Source organism: Myxococcales bacterium, from assembly GCA_016720545.1.
Classification (GTDB): Bacteria; Myxococcota_A; Polyangia; order Polyangiales; family Polyangiaceae; genus JAAFHV01.
This window is the reverse complement of sequence record JADKKK010000002.1, coordinates 147,989-165,694: the sequence shown is the minus strand read 5'-3', so window position 1 is coordinate 165,694 and position 17,706 is coordinate 147,989. Positions and strand designations below refer to the sequence as shown.

Annotated in this window: 11 protein-coding genes; 5 read left to right on the top strand and 6 right to left on the bottom strand. The window is 72.4% G+C overall.

The window, feature by feature from the left end; translation table 11 throughout:
* Nucleotides 1-59: 59 nt before the first annotated feature.
* The 6 genes from IPQ09_04695 to IPQ09_04670 form a co-directional block, all read right to left on the bottom strand.
* Nucleotides 60-1,532: a hypothetical protein gene (locus IPQ09_04695; protein MBL0193518.1), complete on the bottom strand. Its 1,473-nt coding sequence runs from the start codon at nucleotides 1,530-1,532 to the stop codon at nucleotides 60-62.
* A 372-nt stretch (nucleotides 1,533-1,904) separates the two neighbouring features.
* Nucleotides 1,905-4,115, bottom strand: a complete 2,211-nt coding sequence (locus tag IPQ09_04690) for a protein kinase (GenBank protein ID MBL0193517.1) — start codon at nucleotides 4,113-4,115, stop codon at nucleotides 1,905-1,907.
* A 69-nt stretch (nucleotides 4,116-4,184) separates the two neighbouring features.
* Nucleotides 4,185-5,096: a hypothetical protein gene (locus tag IPQ09_04685; GenBank protein ID MBL0193516.1), complete on the bottom strand. Its 912-nt coding sequence runs from the start codon at nucleotides 5,094-5,096 to the stop codon at nucleotides 4,185-4,187.
* Nucleotides 5,093-6,805, bottom strand: coding sequence for a hypothetical protein (locus tag IPQ09_04680; protein MBL0193515.1), 1,713 nt, complete (start codon nucleotides 6,803-6,805; stop codon nucleotides 5,093-5,095). Before IPQ09_04680 ends, IPQ09_04685 begins: the two co-directional genes overlap by 4 nt.
* Nucleotides 6,802-8,376: a hypothetical protein gene (locus IPQ09_04675; protein MBL0193514.1), complete on the bottom strand. Its 1,575-nt coding sequence runs from the start codon at nucleotides 8,374-8,376 to the stop codon at nucleotides 6,802-6,804. The genes IPQ09_04680 and IPQ09_04675 overlap by 4 nt, the downstream gene beginning before the upstream one ends.
* A gap of 149 nt (nucleotides 8,377-8,525) precedes the next feature.
* The gene (locus IPQ09_04670; GenBank protein ID MBL0193513.1) at nucleotides 8,526-9,194 is read right to left on the bottom strand and encodes a histidine phosphatase family protein; all 669 of its coding nucleotides are present in this window, start codon (nucleotides 9,192-9,194) and stop codon (nucleotides 8,526-8,528) included.
* A gap of 37 nt (nucleotides 9,195-9,231) precedes the next feature.
* Between IPQ09_04670 and IPQ09_04665 the strand changes: the two genes are divergently transcribed.
* Genes IPQ09_04665 through IPQ09_04645 form a run of 5 tightly spaced genes read left to right on the top strand, consistent with a single transcriptional unit; the run spans nucleotide 9,232 to nucleotide 17,699 of the window.
* A complete protein-coding gene (locus tag IPQ09_04665) occupies nucleotides 9,232-12,015 on the top strand; it encodes a virulence factor SrfB (protein ID MBL0193512.1) in 2,784 nt (927 codons plus the stop codon).
* Nucleotides 12,012-12,671 carry a hypothetical protein gene (locus IPQ09_04660; GenBank protein MBL0193511.1) on the top strand — a complete coding sequence of 220 codons (660 nt, stop codon included), beginning with the start codon at nucleotides 12,012-12,014 and terminating at the stop codon, nucleotides 12,669-12,671. Before IPQ09_04665 ends, IPQ09_04660 begins: the two co-directional genes overlap by 4 nt.
* On the top strand, nucleotides 12,668-13,948 hold the full coding sequence (locus IPQ09_04655; protein ID MBL0193510.1) for a hypothetical protein: 1,281 nt from the start codon (nucleotides 12,668-12,670) through the stop codon (nucleotides 13,946-13,948). Before IPQ09_04660 ends, IPQ09_04655 begins: the two co-directional genes overlap by 4 nt.
* A gap of 39 nt (nucleotides 13,949-13,987) precedes the next feature.
* On the top strand, nucleotides 13,988-16,504 hold the full coding sequence (locus IPQ09_04650) for a hypothetical protein (GenBank protein ID MBL0193509.1): 2,517 nt from the start codon (nucleotides 13,988-13,990) through the stop codon (nucleotides 16,502-16,504).
* Nucleotides 16,482-17,699 (top strand): hypothetical protein, encoded by a 1,218-nt coding sequence (locus IPQ09_04645; GenBank protein MBL0193508.1) that lies wholly within the window; start codon nucleotides 16,482-16,484, stop codon nucleotides 17,697-17,699. The genes IPQ09_04650 and IPQ09_04645 overlap by 23 nt, the downstream gene beginning before the upstream one ends.
* Nucleotides 17,700-17,706 lie beyond the last annotated feature (7 nt).

Genomic DNA, 17,706 nt, shown 5'->3' with positions numbered 1-17,706 from the left:
CTGGCTTGTGGCCGGAGCGAGCGGCGCGCCCCCCGCGCGACGCGCGGCGCGAGCGCGGCTCAGCGCGCGACGAGCTTGAAGCGCACCGTGATGGGCGAGCCACTGGGCGTGGCCTGACACGACGCCGACCGGACGCTGCCGTCGAACATCGCGGCGTCGAGCTTGATGGCGCAGCCGCCGACGAAGTCGTCGTAGTCGTAGTCGTCGTCCCACACCTCGACAGAGAACGAGTTCAGCAGCTCGCGAGCCGGCACCGAGGTGAGCACGGGGACCGACCACTGGGGGTTCGTCGTGTCGGCGACGAGGGCTGTGGTGCCCGAGTGTGAGGTCGCCCCGAGAGACGAGTACGCGCGGGCGTACGGATCCGGGAGGTTCTCGTAGAAGTCCCAAGCGCCGCCCGACTTCGTGCGGGGGGGGAGGTTCGCCGACGTGACGGTCACGTCGAAGAGGGCGCTCGGGTCGAGCGCGCAGGTGCCTTGCGTGCCCGAGCAGGTCCGCCCCTTGCCGCAGTCGACGCAGGCGTTGCCCGCCTTGCCGCACGCCGTGGCGCTGCCGCCAGTGAGGCACGTCGCCCCGGAGCAGCAGCCCGCGCACGTGGCCTTGCACGAGGTGTCGACGCAGGTCTGCTCGGCGCACACGGACGACGCGCCGCACTTCTTGCACTGCGCGCCCGCGCGACCGCAGGCGTCCTTCGCGAGGCCCTCGACGCAGACGTTGTTGTCGCAGCACCCCGCGCAGTTGTCGGGTCCGCAGGGGGCCTTGCACGCGCTCGCCTCGCAGGTCGAGGTGCCCGAGCAGGTCTCGCAGGCCACGCCGCGCGTTCCGCAGGCGTCCTTCTCGTCGCCGACGAGGCAGAGGTCGTTGCGGCAGCAGCCCGCGCAGTTCTTCGACGTGCACGTGACGACGATCGCGCCGCCGTCGGGGGCGCGGCGTTCGCCTTCCTCGGCCTTGAGCCCGCGCACCAGGCACTCCGCGGCCGGCCCGCCGACGGCCCCGGTGAGGCCCTTCTTGACCGACTCGAGGCTGCACGGCGGGAAGCCGAGCTGGCAGCCCTCCTCGACCGCGCAGTCGGCGGCGATCCCGCCGGTGACCGTGTCGGCGAACGGCAAGAGCTGTGTGCCCGGGCCGCCGGCCGCGCTCGGCCTCGGCGCTTCGAAGAACTTCGACTCGCAGTCGGCCTGACCCTTCGCGCACGTCCCGCAGTATTTGCCGCGGATGGCGACCTGGCCCTCGCTGGGAGTGAGGCCGGTGAGGGCCTTGGAGAGGCACACGCTCGCGCAAGCGCCCGACAGAAAGCAATCCGTCGCGCCCGTCAGCCCCTCGGGGCGGAGGGCTTTCGCGAGCCGAGCGCACTCACCGCGGAGGAGTCCTTCGCACCCTTCCCCACACTTCTGCGAGGTGGCCGCCATGGCTTCGCACAGGCGCTCCTCGGCCGAGACGGTGGGCGGAGGCGCCTCGGCGCTGCACGCGAGCAGGAGGGCCGCGCCAAAGAGCGGCGCCGCGAGCGCGCCCGGAGAAAGAAAGCGAGCCATGTGTCCCAAAGCCTAGTCCACGTCGCGGTCCCGCGCTGGTTTCTGACGCGCTTTGCGCGTGCCCGCGCGTCTGGCTAGTCCCCTGGAAGCGTGATCCCTTCCAGAAGTCGCGCGGCTCGGCCTTTCGCCACAAGGGAGCGAGGGGGTGCCCCGTTTTCGGCGGCGGTGGGAGGATACTCATGTTCGAGGGTCGGCGTTCTCGCGCGGTCACACCCGAAACCACTGTCCCCTGAGCGCAAAGCGCCGCCTCCACCGCGCGGAACGACGTCCGAGTTGAGGACGGGCCCGCCGCCGCCGAAAACGGGGCACCCCCTCGCTCCTCGGAATGAGACCGAAGACCGGACTTCTGATACGAACCACGACTCCAGGGGACTAGGGGGTCTGGGGCACCTTGAACGCGTAGATGAGGCGCTGGTTGCCGCCGATGTACGGGCCCATGTCGGCGCTCATGAGCTTGCGGATGACGCAGTCGCCGGTGGGGTCGCCCTTGTAGGGGCTCCCGAGGATCACCTCGGTGGGGTGCCCCTCCGGTCCGAAGGCAACGACCGCGTCGCCGCTCCCCCACAGGCCGCCCGGCGTGTGGCAGGTGCCGAGCTCCGCCGATTTCTGGTCGAGCGCGCGGCGTGCGCCGTTCAGGCGAAACGGCACGGGCGCGGGCGCCGTGGAAGGCGCGGGCGCCGTGGAAGGCGCGGGCGCGGCTTGGGCAACCTGCAGGGCGGTCGCGGCCCCCGCGGGCGCCGACGGCGACGGCGCGCCGGTCGCTGGGGCGGTGGACGCTTTCGTGGCGACGCTCGACGCGGGCGGCGGCGGTGGATCGCGACGCGCGGAGAAGAACGCAGCGCCCAGCACCCCGGCGACGAGCGCAGCCCCGAGGATCAGACCGAGCCCTCGCCCGCGACCCGCGCCCCCCGACGAGGCCGCGGTGTCTGGCAGCGCCGGGATCGGCAGCGCGGGCGCGGGGGCCCCGCTCGGCGCGGGGCGCGACACGGGCTGCGACACGGGTCCGGGGGCCCCGCTCGGCGCGGGGCGCGACACGGGCTGCGACACAGATCCGGGTGCCCCGCTCGGCGCGGGGCGCGACACGGGCCCCGCAGCGCCGCCCGAGCCGGGCGGTCGCGAGTGCGGTGCGGCCTCGACAGCACGGGGCCCCAACCCAGACGAAGGCGGCGCGGGAGTGGGCACCGGACGCGAGATGGGCGCGGCCAACGAAGCGGGGGGCGGCGCGAGCACGACGTGGGACGGCGCCGGCACGTGGCCCACGGGAGGCGCGGCCCCGCGGGGAGGCGCGCCGGAGACCGAACGCCGTCGCACTGCGCGCGAGAGCCCGACGCGGGGCGGCCGGGGGCTCGTGCGGAGGAGCAGCGCGGCGAGCTGATCGTGCCGCACCGGCTCGTCGAGCGATGCGGCGCGCTCGAGCACCGCGAGCACGTCCCACTTCGCGGTCTGCTCGGCCCAGTGGTCGTCGGGGCTCTCCAGCGTCGGCAGCAGGTCGCGCATCGGCGGCAGGGCGGCCGCGGGGCCCCCCACGCGCGGCGCGATTGGGGTGAGCTCGCCCAGGCGGTCGGCGGGGCGAGGGGCGATCTTCCACTCACCGAGCCGCTGCAAGAGCGCTTCGCGGCGAGGGCGCGCCGCCGACCCCGGCAGCCTGAGGAGGCGCGCGCACCGCGCCGCGCGCTCGACGGCCGCCCAGAGCTCCGCCACGTGCGCGAAGCGCCGCGGCGGATGGACCGAGAGCGCCCGCTCGAGCACCCTCGCGACCGGAGCGGGCAGGCGACGGTCGACCCAGGGCGACGGCCGAGACTCGGGGTCGAGCGCGCGCTCGATGGCCTCGTCCATGGTGCCAGGGGCAGACAGCGGGCGATCGGTGAGCACCTCTAGGAGGATGAGCGCCAGCGAGTAGACGTCCGTGCGTGGGCCGAGCTCGCCGCGCCCACGTCGCACCTGCTCCGGCGCGAGGTAGCCACTCGACAGGGCCGGGAGGCCCTGGGCGCCTCGCACGGCCACCTCGGCGACGTCGACCGCGCGGCCGATCCCGAAGTCGAGCACGGTCGAGCTCACGGAGTCTCCCCCCGGCTGCTCCCCTCGCGCGAGGAAGATGTTCGCGGGCCGCAGCGCGAGGTGCGGCCGCTGCCGCGCGTGGGCGTAGGCGAGCCCCTCCGCCGCGCCCTCGAGCACCGCGAGCGCCTCGCCGAGGGGCCGACCGCCGCGCCTCTCCTGCCGGCGCTGCGCGAGGTCTCGCGACAGCGGCTCCCCCTCGAGCCATTGCCGCACGAAGTACTGCACGGTGACGCCGCTCTTGGGGGCCACCGTCGTGCCGCTCGCGAGGGTCTGTGCAATATGCACATTCCCACGGGCCAGCTCTTGGTGGACCCGGCCCCCCTCGAGGAAGCTCTCGACCACGGGCCACGCGACCGTCGGTTCGAGGGCCGCCGGCAGATGCAGGCACTTGATGGCGACCGGCACGCCCAGCTCGGTGTGCCGCCCGCGGTACACCACGCTGAGGCTCCCCTCGCCCACGAACGCGTCGACCCTGAACTGTGCCCCGAGGACTTCTCCAACGAGATCGAGGGGCTGCCCGTCCATCGGGGGGGATTGTGCACCGCGCGACGGCGCTTTAGGCAGAATAGCTGCGCTCCCGTGTCGTTTCTGGGGTCAGAACGTCGCCGCGAGCGAGAGCCGGAAGAAGAAGCCGCTCAGTGCGAGCGCGCCGAGGTTGGCGGGCATGTCCTGGCCGAGGACCTCTTCGGCGTCGCGCCCGGTGGGGGCCACGTTCACGCGGGGCCGGCTGGTGACACCGTATCCGAGCTCCGGGGTACCCCAGATGCGCACCGAGCGGCGCTCGGGGTTGCCATGGGGCCCGAACAGAAACGACGCGCCTCCGCTGAGATCGCCGGACGCGAAGCCGACGGTCCCCTTGAGGTCCGACGGTGCGGACGAGTCCTGCGCCCGGGCCAGGCCGATCCCCGCGCCCGGCGCCACCCGCGCGAACAGGTAGACCCACGGGGCGAGGTGCGCGCGCCCCTCGATCGGCACAGACATGCGGTGGAGCATGACGGAGGTCGTGAGGCCGCGGGACGTAGCGCTGCGGCCGCCGACGTCATAGCCGAGCCCGACCGCCAGCGAGGTCTTTTTCCCCTCGAGGAGGGTGAGCGTGCCCTCGAGCGACCACTGCGCGAGCACGTCATTCCGCGAGTAAGCATCGAAGCCGGCGGTGCGAATGAAGGCGATCCGCGGCCCCATCGCCAAGCGGAGGAGCGGCTTGCGCGGCGGTCCGGGCGGAGTGACGCTCTCCGGCCGCGGCGCCGCCACGGGAGCGAGCGGCGGGGGCGAAGGCGGCGGGACGCGGAGGTCTACGGCGGCGGCGGCGGGGGGCGCGGGCGGCGCCGAGGCCGCGGGCGCCGAGGCCGCGGGCGGAGGCGCCGGCGGGCTGGCCTCGGGGGCCGCTGCGGCGGCCGGGGGCGCCGGCGCAGGCAGGGGCGGCGGCGCAGGGGCGCGCTGCGCGAGCGCGGTGGCGGGCACGAGCGCGACGAGCGCAACGAGCGCTCCTAGGACGGGGCGCTTCATTGGAGTCCCTCGAGCAAGAGGCCGTAATAGGACCGCGAGGTCGCGGTGTTCGGAGAGAGCGCGTCGAGCACGGTGACGCCCATCGCGGCGCGAGCGTCGAGCGCGAGCAGCGACCGCCCGCCGGGCTTCGCCACCTCGAACACCGCGCTGATCGAGCGGTCGAGCGGCAGCTGCACCGGGTGGATGTTCTCGAGGACCACCTGCGCGAGCTGGGGGCCGCCGGGCTGGTACGCCCATAGCCGCTGCCCGTCGTCGGTGACGTGGATCGAGGCCCGGCTCTGCACCGTGAGGGGAGACGCCGTGCGCGTGGACAGGTTCAGCACGTACACGGCGTTCGTCGCGACCTGGAGCACCTTGAGCTCGGCGCGCGGGGGCGGCACGTCGAGCACGCCCGTCACCGCCGACTCGAGGCTCACCACCTCGACGCTGCGGTAGGGCTGCCCGCTCGCCTTCCCGAGCGACCAGAAGGCCACCCCGGCCGAGCCGCCCGTCCCGCCGTAGAGGAGCGCGGTGTCCGTGCGCCCGGGGGTCGCGGCGCCGCCCACGATGTCGGTGATGAGCGAGATGCGCCCGAACCGACCGGGCAGCGCGACGTTCGTGGTGACGCTCGTCTGCGGATCGATGAGCACGGCGCTCTGCGTGGGCGGCACGATGGCCGCCAAGCGGACACCGGCGTCGGTGCGGACGAACGCGATGTCTCCCGGGAGCCCGCCGACGTCGGTGAGGTTCACGGTGGGGGCGAAATCGTTCAGCGCCCCGGCGCCCGGCGCAGGCGCGGGCGCGCCGGGCGGGTCGGCGGGGCGCGGCTCGAGCGTGAGCGTGACGACGCTCGAGTCGTTCTCCAGCCGGACTCCGATGCGCGCGTCGTCGGTCTTCGCGGGATCTCCGTCGTCGACCACGACGCCGGCCGGGACGAGCGCCTTGGCGCTGAGGCCGCTCGTGAGTCGTACGGTGATCTCCGGGCGCGGCGGCACGTCGCCCACGTGGTTGAGATCGAGCAGCACGACGTCTTGGTTGGTCTCGACGACGAGCAGACGACGCGGCCCGCCGGGGAGCGACAGCGTGGGCGTGAACGTGAGCCGCTGCGGGCGGCCCCCGAAGCTCCGGAGGGTGCGCGCGATCACGGCGCCACCGTTGGGCGCTGCGAGGTCGAGAATTATGATTTCATTCGGATTTTCCAGAAAGACCGGCGTCGCGCCGCTCGTCGTGGGCGCCGCGAACACCGCCGCGTACCGCCCGGCAGGATCGATCGCGATGCCCGTGTGGGGCGACTCGAGGTTGAAGCGGCGCACCACGGACTCCGCGCCCACCTCCGCCGGGGCCTCGATGATCGTGAGACTCGGCCGCTCGTCGTCTTCCTTTCGGCGCGGGCTCTCGCCCGCCGAGAGCACGAACAGTCGCTTGCGGTCCTGGGACGCGAGCGAGCGGGTGATGCCCTTCCCGACCGGCACGAAGCTGCGGTCGACCTCGTCGCCGCGGGCGGTGAGCACCAGCGCCCTGTCGGCGGCGCCGTCGACGAGCGCGACGCGGTCGGTGAGGCCGAACGACTCGGCCTTGCCGATCCCTTTGTCGTACACCTCGTCGCGCTCGCCGCACGCCGAAACGAGGAGCGCGAGGCCCGTGAAGGCGGTCCACCGGCGGCCCGAGGAGCGAGGGAACGATGCCGGGGCGTGGAGGACCTCGGCGCGTGGCTTGGATGAACGGCTCATGGCTTGCTCCCGTCGACGACGCGCGACGCCAGCTCGAAGCCGGTCAACGTGCGCGACAGCCCTGTGGAGAGATCGATGAAGGTGAGGCGCCCCTCGGGGTGCTGTTGCGCGACGAACGCTCGGCCGGCGCTCTCCATGACGCCCACCGCGGTGGGCGGGCTGGCGAGCGGAAAGCGGTCGACCGCGAACGAGGGAAGCTTCGCCAGGTACACCCCGAACACTCGCGTCTTGTCGTCGCGCTCGGCGACGATCGCGCGGTCGTTTCGCACGGCGACGGCGGTCGGCGGCGCGAGGGTCGCGACGATCTTGGCCGGCAGCTCGGCGCCGACGGGGACGAGGCTGAAGGCGCCCGGCGTGCCGCCCACGCCCTTCGAGGCGTCGTGGAGCACGACCGCGTGCAGGGCGTCGGGCGCCGCGAAGACCGACAGCACCGGCGAGTAGAGCTTGACCGTTCGCACCGTCGGAGTGGCGGCGATCTTGAGGATGCTGAGGCGCTCGACCGCGCTGGCGTTCGTGTAGAGCAGGCCGGTGTCGCCGGAGGGCGAGAGGGCGACCGAGCCGATGGTCTCTCCCGTGACGGTGAGCGAGCTGAACGCGGTCGGCGCCGTGATGATCGCGGGGACCGGGAGGATGGCCACCTGGGCTGTGTTGCGCACGACCGCCACGGCGCGGTCGCCCGCGCTGGACAGATCGAGATCGGTCACGGGCCCGTTCAGCGTGATCGCCGTGCGCGTGCCGGTCTCGAGGGTGACCGCGGTGATGTCGGCGCGGCCGTCGCGACGAATGAACGCGTACTGCCCGTTCGGTGTGACCGACACGTCGCGCGAGCCGGAGTCCTCGAGCGGAGTGTCCGAGATCGCCACGTTGCGCGAGAGCCGCGGCGCGGGGCCGGAGAGGTCGAGGATCGCGATGCCGTCCTGCGTGACCGCGTGAGCCCGCGCGCTGCCCTCGGCGAACCCTACGGCCACCGGCCGGTAGCCGACGGACAGGATCGTCGTCGTGCCCGACTGGAGGTCGAGGATCGACAGGTCCTGGAAGCCCAGCGCCTTGCCCGCGCTCGGCTCCTTCCGCGCGTCGCTCCAGGCGATCGCCCAGCGGCCGTCCTTCGAGAACGCCCAGCTGTTCGCCGGGGCCGCCTTGAAGGTCTTCTGCGTGATGGCGCCGTTCTCGGCGCGGAGCAGGGTCGCGTCGCGCGAGAGCACGTTGAACACCACCGCGGCGTCGCCGGTCTGCGTCGGCACGGCCGCGAGGTACGTGGGCCCGTTGCCGGCCTCGACGGTGCGCACCTCGAGGGTGGTCGCGTCGATGAGCGCGACGCGGCCGCTCTTCGGGTTCGTCACCCACACGTACCGCCCCGTCGCGACCGGCGCCTCGTAGTCGCTCTCGACCTCTTGCTCGGGCGGCGCGGGCGCGGCGGTGCCCCCGTCCGCGCCCACGCTGGGCGAACTGGGGCCGCCGCTCGAGGGGCCATCCGAGGCCGAGGTGAACGAGTCCGCGGCGCTCGAGGCCCCGCACCCAAAAGCAAACAGCACGGTGAGGGCCGTGAGGGCCCCGCCAGCACTTCGACTCATGAAGCCTCCTGCACGAGGGCGCTTTCGCAAGACCCGCGCCAAGCGCCGCTCAGGGAGTTTTCCAGGCATTTCGACGCTTCCTCGCCGCCGGACGCCCGCACTCCTGGCGCCGGACGCGCGATCTTCGCATTTGGCACACGTTGGCACAATCACGAGGTCGCGCCGTCGTAGAAGCGGAGCCCGGCGACCCCAAAGCGCCGCCGCACGAGCTTCGGCCCCGGCAGCCCCGCGAGGAGGTCCGGCGGGGCGAGGGTCACCACCGCCCCGTTGGCGGGGTTCTGGAGGCTCTCGAACTCGGCCACCGTGAGGTGCAGGAACCGCGTGACGAAGCAGCGCAGCGCGAGCCCGTGGGTGACCACGAGCACGCGCGTGGCGGCCTTACGCTCCACCTGGCGCATCAGGCTCTCCAGGAAGCCCGAGACGCGGTCGTAGCAGTCGGCGGGGCTCTCGCCGCCCTCGTAGCGGTAGTAGAACCAGCCGTGCGTCTCGCGGAGCCGCTCCTGCTGTTTCACGTCTCCGTAGCCGTGGTCGACCTCCCGTAGGCGCGGGTCCTCGTACACGCCGGCGGGCAGCTCCGCGCCGCCGGTGGCCTCGAAGATGGCCCCGAGCGTCTGCTGGGCGCGGCGATACGGCGAGGCGTACACGAGCGCGTCGCGCAGAAACTCGGCCCCGAGCTCGAGGCCCGCCCCGCGCGCTTGCTCGACCCCGAGCGGCGTGAGCTCCGCCCGGAAGTCTCCGTGGCTCTGGGGATCGTACTCTGCCGTGTTGGCGCGCGATTGGCCGTGCCTCACGAGTTTCAGGACGAGCGGCGCGGACATGGCGCGCTCATGATAGCGTCTCGGGCCGGGTCAACCGATGGTCAAACGAAAGGTGTCCCTCGACGGCGAGGGCGGAGGCAGGGCGACTTCCGCGGGGGAGAACATCGCGCCCACGACCGAGGTCGTGGAGCTGTTCTTCAACTCGGGCGTGGTGTTCCACGAGCTGTCGCTCGCGAGCGGCCTGCCCGACGTGGTCGCGAGCTTCATGATGATGCAAGCGCCGCAGACCGCGCCAGGCACCGAGGCGTGGTCGGTGAGGCGCGCGCTCCCGGGCGAGGATCCTGACGTAGAGGTGTCGTCGCTCGACGCGCTCTCCGAGCTCGCGGGGCGCTGGCTGCCCGTGCCGACGCAGCTCTCCTGCCCATTCGCGGTGCAGGTGTTCCTGGCCCAGGAGGCCGGCGGCGTCCGCGCCCTCCTCGCGGTGGACACGATCGAGCGCGCCGGCTCGCGGGGGCGCGCGCTCGACGCCGCCCTCGACGAGGGGCGCCCGTTCCGCGCCCTCGACAAGCAGGAGATCGCCGGGTTCCTCGACCTCGCCGAGGCGCGCGAGCTCGTGCGCCGGCTCGAGCGGGCGGGCATCGACAAGGCGCTCTTCAAGCTCGCCGCCCTGCTCGACGTGCTCGCGCCGCAGATCCCGAAGCTGCACTTTACACGCATCTCGAACCGCGTGCCCGTGCCGGTCTCGCTCGTGCTCGACTTCGGCAACTCGCGCTCCTCGGCGTTGCTCGTCGAGGCGCGCGACAAGGGCATGTTCGCGCTCCCGCTCGTCATGCGGAACCTGTCGAGCCCGTTCTCGGTCGACGAGGAGTGCTTCGACTCGCGCATCACGTTTCGGCCGAGCCCGTTCGACCGCTCGGTGGCGCCCGTGGCGACGGGCGACGGCTTCGCGTGGCCCTCGGTCGCGAGGCTGGGGCGCGAGGCGCTCGATCGCGCGCTCGAGACGCCCCACCGCTACGCGTGCAGCCTGTCGGGCCCGAAGCGGTACCTCTGGGACCACCGACAGACCGAGGACCGCTGGTTCTTCGCGGAGCGCTTGGGCGAGGAGTACCGCACCGTCTTCGGGCGGATCCTGAAGTACCTGCCCGAGGACGCCGGCGGCCTCTATCTGCGCGAAGACGGCCCGCAGACCCCCGTCGACCCACGGTACGCGCCGCGCACCATGATGCTGTTCGCGATCGTGGAGATCCTGGCGCAGGCGTACGCGCAGCTCGGCTCGCCCAGCTACCGACGCTTCCAAGGGAAAGAGGCGAACCCACGCGTGCTGCGATCGCTCGTGCTCACGTACCCCTCGGCGATGCGCGCCGAGGAGCGACACGTGTATGATACACTCGTGCGCAACGCCGTCGTCCTCGCGTGCCACCTCCTCGGCATCGCGCCCGAGCACCGCCCCAACGTGACCGCCGAGGGCGCGTTCGAGCCGTTCCTCTTCACCGACGAGGCCCTGGCCGCCCAGATGGTCTACGTCTACCAGGAGGCGTCACAGACCTTCGGCGGGAGCATGGAGGAGCTCATCCAGATCTACGGCCGCGGCGCGAACGACGCCGGGGGGGCGCGGCTGCGCATCGCGTCGATCGACATCGGCGGCGGCACGAGCGACGTCATGATCGCCGAGTACGAGGACAGGCTCCCAGGCGCCGGAACCTCACTGCGGATCCGAAAGCTCTTTCAGGACGGGATCAACGTCGCGGGCGACGAGGTGTGCCGCGCGCTCGTCGCCGATCTCATCTTCGATCAGGTGCTCTCGCAGCTCCCCTCGCCCGCCGCGCGCGCGCGCATGGAGCACCTGTTCTCCGAGGGAGACGCGGGCTTCGGCACCTCGTGGCGCACGCTGCGCGGCAAGCTCGTGCCCTACTTCTGGATGCCCCTCGCGCGCTGCTTCTGGGCGCTCGCCGAGGGCGCCGCTCCCGCGGGGCACCTCGCGGAGAAGGCCTACTTCGTGCCCGAGGTGCTGGAGCTCTTCCAGGTGCCCGACGCGCCCGCCACCGTGCTCGCCGAGGCCGACGCGTTCCTGTCGAGCGCCGTGCCCGGATTCCCGGGGCTCATGAACCTCTCCCTCCGCCTCGACCGGGCCGAGGTCGAGAAGACCATCGCGCGGGTCCTCCGCGAGCCGATGCGCCGGTACGCGGACATCCTCGCGCAGTTCGACGTCGACCTCGTCGTGCTCGCCGGCCGCTCCGCGCGTCTACGCTGCGTGCGCGATCTCTTCGTGAACGAGCTGCCCGTCGCGCCGCCGCGCATCAAGACCATGGCGAGCTTCCGCGTCGGCGAGTGGTACCCGTCGAAGTGGAAGGACCAGGGCCGCATCAAGGATCCGAAGTCGACCGTGACGGCCGGCGCGGCCATCCTCCACCTCGCGAGCCGAAACTTGCTGCCGGGGTTCCTCATCGACGCGATCGAGGACGCGAAGGAGAGCCCCATTTACGGGCTCTACCAGGACTCGGAGCCGCACATCGCCAAGGACAACGAGCTGTTCACCGGGGCGGCCTCCGGCGCGCGCGGCGTGCAGCGCAGCAAGCCCTTCACGTACACGAACGGCATGCGCATCGGGTTCCGCAACGTCGCGTCCCAGGAGATGGACGGCGCGCCGCTCTTCGAGGTGCGCCCGCAGAGCCCGGAGGTGGAGGCCGCCCTCCTCGAGGACCGCGTGAGCCTGGAGTTCCAACGCGCGGCGGACGGGCAGATCTCCATCGCCGGCGTCACCTCCCAGCGCGGCGCCTACCAGTTCGAGCCGACCGACTTCCTGCTCGCCCTGAAGACCATCGCCCAAGACCGCTACTGGATCGACACGGGCGTCCTCACCGACCGCTCGAGGTACCCGTGACCGATCCGCTCGTGCGCGCCTTGCTGGCGCACCTCGAGCGCGGGCTCGACGCCGGGGCGCTCCGGCGCGACCTGGAGATCGCGCTCGGCCCCGCGCGGACCTCGCCCCAGCCGCAGGTGACCGCGCCCTCGGCCGCGGGCGCTGCCGAGGCCGACGTGCTCGCGCGCCTCATGCTCTCCGACATCCTCGACGACACGATCCTCGGCGCCCGGCCGAACGACAAACCGTTCCCGCTCCGCCTCGTGCTCGGGGCGCTCGCGGAGCACATCGGATCGCGCAAGAACGAGCGGGCCCGTGAGCTGTCCCTCGTGCTCGCGAGCGCGCTGAACCTCTATTTTCGCGCCGAATTGGACGAAGAGGTCCGCGTGCGCGTGGGCTACGAGGCGAGCCGATCGTTCTACTCGTTCGCGGCGGCCGCCGGGCTCGACCGCGATCTCGTCGCGCGCTCGGCGCCGCTGCTCGCCGCGCTGCTCACGAGCCAGCTCGAGCGCGTCCGGTTCGAGAGCGTCGACCACGTGGCCGTGTTCGACTCCCAGCTCCACGAGCGCGACCGCGGCAGCGATCCGCACAGCGCGCGCGTGACGGCGCGCGCGAGCTTCTTGGCGCGGGTCACCGCCACCGGGACCGTACGAATGAAAGCGCAGGTGCGAACGTGAGCGACAAGGACGCGAAGGCGAACGCGGACGAGACCACGTGGCTCCCCAACCTGGTCGGCGGCGTCTCCATCTGGAAGCTCGCGCCGGACCTGAACGAGGAGAAGTTCTTCGGCGGGCGCCTGCTCGTCCCCGAGACCGAGGGCTCCGAGAGCCTCCCGACCACCGTGCGATGGAACCTCTCGGGCCTCGTGCCGCTCTCGGAGGCGCGCTCCGCACACGGGGCAGACGCCACGGCCGCCGTCGAAGAGTTCCGCGCCTGCCTCGAGCGCGTCGCCAAGACGTTCGCCGACGAGGACAGCGGCTACCACCGCTACCGCGACGCCCTCACGGTGCCGTCGCTCGAGGCCGGCACGACCGACAACTATTTCTACAGCCCGACCGACAAGCGGCTCTACGTCATCAACTGGGGGGCGACCCCGCGGACGCTGGCCGGACAGAAGGAATTTCTTTTTGGTTACGCTGAGTTCGGAAAGGTGTTCGGGGCCGGCGCCCTCGCGGCGGGGGCCGCGTTGGCGGTGGGCGCCGCGAAGGCCTCGGCGCCTCCTGCGCCCGCTCCCGCGACCCCAGACGCCGACGCCGAGAAGAGGGACGACGAGGCTGAGAAGAAGAAGGATCCGAGCGGTCGCCCGCTGTGGTTCTGGCTTTTGCTCGGCGCGGGCTTCCTCGCGCTCGTGCTCGCGCTGCTCGCCCTCCTCAAGTCGTGCGACGACGCCAAGCCGGGGCTCGACGCCGGCGCCGACGCGACGAGCGAGGCGGGCTCCGACGCCATGACCGACGCCACGACCGACGCCATGAGCGAGGCGGGGGGCGACGCGATGGCCGACGCGGGCGACGCGGGCAAAGACGCCAGCCTCGACGCGGACGCCGGCGACGCGATGGCCGACGCAGGCGACGCGGGCAAAGACGCGGGCGACGCAGGCGACGCAGGCAAAGACGCCGGCAAGAAGGCCAAGCCTGGCAAGACCGGCTTCGCCGACGACGCCGCCTTCAAGGGCGGCAAGGTGACGCTCAAGCCGGGTGGCGGGGGCGGCGGGGGCGGGGGCGGCCCGGTGAAGGTCACCGTCTCTCCCCGCCCCGGCGCGGCCACGGTCGCCGGCCCCCACCGCCGACACGATCACCCTCAGGCGGTCGCGTGGCGCATCGTCGCGGGAGAGGAGCGCGTCGCGCGGACGGAAGAGGCGGGCAAGCGCTTCGACGTGCAGCTCCATCCCGGAGAGTCGTTCGACGGAGTCGACGTGGAGTACCAGGACGCCGACGGCGACTGGCACGCTCACTAGGGCACGCTCACTAGGCACACGAGGACAGGACGTGCGTCCATGACGGGAATCGAGACACTCGAGCAGGGGATCCGCGACGCGCTCGCCCACGTGAGCGGCAAGGAGGCGTCACCGGAGGCCACCGTGCTCCGAGACCTCCACCTTCGCATGCGGCGCCTGCGCCGCGCGTGGGGAAGGCCGCAGGCCGTTGGCCTCTTCGGCCCCTCGCAGGCGGGCAAGTCGTTCTTGGTGGGCGCGCTCTTGTCGCACGAGCTCGGCACCCTGAAGGTGCTCGCCCGCGACCGCGAGCTCGACTTCCTCCGCGAGATAAACCCCGCGAAGGGCGTCGAGTCCACCGGCGTCGTCACCCGCTTCTCCACCGCCCCCGGGCCCCGGCTCGAGCGCGGCGACTTTCACTGCCGGCTGCTCACGCTCGACGTCGTGATCGAGTCGCTGGCGACGGGGTTCCTCGTCGAGTGCACCGCGCCTCCGCTCGACCTCGAGCGCATCGATCGGACGCTGCTGGCGGCCAGGCAGCAGCAGGGCGCGACCGCCTCGCCGCACTTCGCCGAAGCGTGGGACACCGTGTTTCACGGCCTCTCGAAGAAGTACCAGGACCGCCACCCGTACCTGAACGAGCTGCGCAGGCACGTGGTGCTGCGCGACGGCGCGTGGAAGTCCGAGGTGCGCTCGCTCGGCGGCTGGCTCTTCGTGTATTCGCTGCTCTGGGGTGGACCCGGCTACGCGAAGGACCTCGACCAGCTCGCGGCGCGCCTGCTCGGCGGGCTCGAGGCCGTGGGGCACTCCGAGAACGTGGAGCTCCAGCTCGCGCAGGTGCGCGCCTCGAGCGACACGTCGAGCCTCCTCGACGCCTCGTGCCTGAACGCCATCGGCACGAGCCAGCCGAGCATGACGGTCTTCGCGCAGGAGGCCGGGCGCGACGTGTCGCTCGAGCCGGCGGTGCTCGCCGCGCTGATCGCGGAGGTCCGGCTCGGACTCCGGCCGGTGCAAGGCTCGCTGCTCGAGCGCGCGGATCTCCTCGACTTCCCGGGCGGGCGTGCGCTGAAGGGCATCAACGGGTTTGGCGCGACCGAGCTCACCACGGGCCGCCTCGAGCACGCCGTCGAGGTCTACAAGCGTGGAAAGCTCACCTTCCTGTTCGAGCAATACGCGCACGACCGCGAGATCACCGCGCTGGTCCTCTGCTCGCCCGGCCCCACAAAGCCCGAGGCCATCCAGCTCCAGAGCCAGGTCGAGCGGTGGCTGGAGATCCGCTACGGAGCGCCCACACCCCAGGCGATCGCCGAGGTCGAAAACCCGAGTCTTTTCCTAGCCTTGACTAAGTTCGACATGTCGCTCGGCACGCTCCGCAGTGACAACGCCAAGGACCGGTGGGACTCGCGCGTGCAGGAGGCCTGCATGGACTTCTGGGCGCGCGGGCAGGCGTCGTGGGTGCACGCGTTCGGCCAGAAGGGGCGCGCGTTCGACAACCTCTATTGGATTCGCAACCCGTACGCCGACCAGATGCTCACACTGAAGGAGGGCGATCCCGACTACGCGGAGGTGAAGGAGGGCTATTTCGCGTCGCGCGCGGTCACGCGCTTCATCCGCGATCCGGCTGAAAAATGGGCGGCCGTCGAGGGGATGGACACCGCCACCGGCATGCCGAAGAGCGGCGTACCGCTGCTCGCCGCGCGCATGCGCCAGAAGCTCGCCGAAGACGTGAAGAAGCGCGAGCTCGGCCGCGAGGCGGAGAGCATCCGTGAGGAGCTGCTCAGCGTGCTGAAGGCGCTCACGCCCTCGCGCGACGAGGAAGAAGAGCGCGCGCGGCTCCGGCGGGAGGCGAAGACGCTCGTCTCGGCGGTGGAGCGCGAGATGGCGCGCCGGTGCTCCGGCTCGGCGTTCGGCGAGCTCATCGCCCTGCTCGCTGTGCCCTCCGACGACCTCGATCGCGAGGTCCGCGCCGTGTTCGCGGAGGTCGCGACGATGAGCATCAAGGCGAGCGACAAGGTGAAGAAGGTGCTCGTCCACGTTCTGAAGTGGTGGCAGCGCCGCGCCTCGGAGACGCTCCGGCAGACGTCGCTCGAGCTGCCCCACGCGCAGGTGGAGACGTTCCTCCGGCAGGTGCTCACGTCGCGGCTGCTGCTCCCCATCCTCGGGCGCGCGATCTTCCCCTATTTCTCGCGTACGCAGGTCGACACGTCGCTCGTGGCGTCGATCCTGGAGCTCAAGATCTGCGACTTCCTACTCACCCTCGGCGTCGAGGTCGAGCGGGGCGCGCCCGCGTTGCCCGTCAAGCTGAGCTTCGCCGAGGAGGCGACCCGCGAGGCCGCGGACGCGATCGACTGGGGCGACGTGAGCTTCGAGGACGCGCCCACTTCTGCGCGCGCCGCCGGGGTCACGATCGTCTTCGCGGGCCGCAAACACTTTGAGCGGTGGTCGGCCGACCTCGGCGAGTTCTACGTACGCTCGGGGGGAGCGAAGGCCGGCACTGCGCTCGACGACGCGAAGGTCGGCGCGCTCGTGCGTATCCTGAAGACCGTGGAAGGCGCCCATGTCGACGAAGCCGGACGCTGAGGGCGGCCCGGGCGAAGACGCCGCGGACGAGGCCAACGAGGAGATCGACCTCTCCAGCGCGTCGATCGCGGATCTCGCGCGCGAGGGCGACGCGGACACGCTCTTCCTTCTCGCGAAGGCCGCCCGCACGGGGACACACGGCCGCGCCAAGGACCTCGCCTGCGCGTTCGCCGCGTACCGCGCCGCGGGGGAGCTCGGCCACTCCGACGCAGACTACGCGGCCGCGCTCTTCCACCTAAACGGCACCGCGACGCCCCGTGACTTGAAGGAGGGCGCCGCCGTGCTCCGCCGCGCCGCCGACCGCGGCAGCGTCGACGCGAAGATCACGCTCGGCAACCTGTACGAGCTCGGCGTCCATTTCGCGCGCGACGCCGAGAAGGCCGACGTTTGGTACCGGAACGCTGCCCGCGCGGCCGGTCTCCCCGCCCCCGGCGCACCCGAAACCTCGCGCGAGCTCGCGTTGTTGGGCGCCGTCCGGCACGCCGAGGCGCTCGCGACCGACCCGACGGCCACCGACGAGGAGCGGGAGCGCGCCCAGCGCAGGGCGCGCGCGCACGGCGCGGGCTTGCGCGACCGCGAGCCAAGCGCACCCGGCGGTCCGCCGAGCGTCGCGGAGCGCGAGACGCGCGAGCCCGACAAGGCCGCTCGCCGCCCCGCGACGAGCCCCGCGGCCCAGGAAACGCCGGCGGTGGTCCCCGTCGATCCCGAGGCCGCGCGGCGCGCGAAGCTCACCGAGCTGGCTGCGAAGGCGAAGGCGCCCTCGCGGCTCACCGCCAAGGCCGGGGCGGGCGCGTTCTTGTACGCGCTCCTCTTCACGGCGACCGCGTTTGGCGCGGCGTTCGCGGCCGACGCCGGCGCGCGCGAGCTCGTGACGCACGGGCAGAGAGTGCCACTGTTCGGCCGCCCCGATCTCGTCTTCCCGGGGGTGCTCGGCGTGGTCGCGGTGCTACCGCAGCTCCTCGTCTACCGCGCCTCCAGCGTCGCGCGCGCCGTCGCGCTCGGAGGCCTCGCGTTCGGCCTCGGCTGGGTGCTCCACAACACCGGCAAGCTCGCGCTCGTCGACGCGAAGCTCAGCCAAGCGATGGCCTTCGCGGGCGCGGGGCTCCTGGCTGCGCTCCTCGCGCAGGGGCTCCTCGGAGGAGCCAAGCGCGACCGCGACGACCGCGTCGACCGCCCCGAGCGCCGCCTCCGCTGACGCGCCC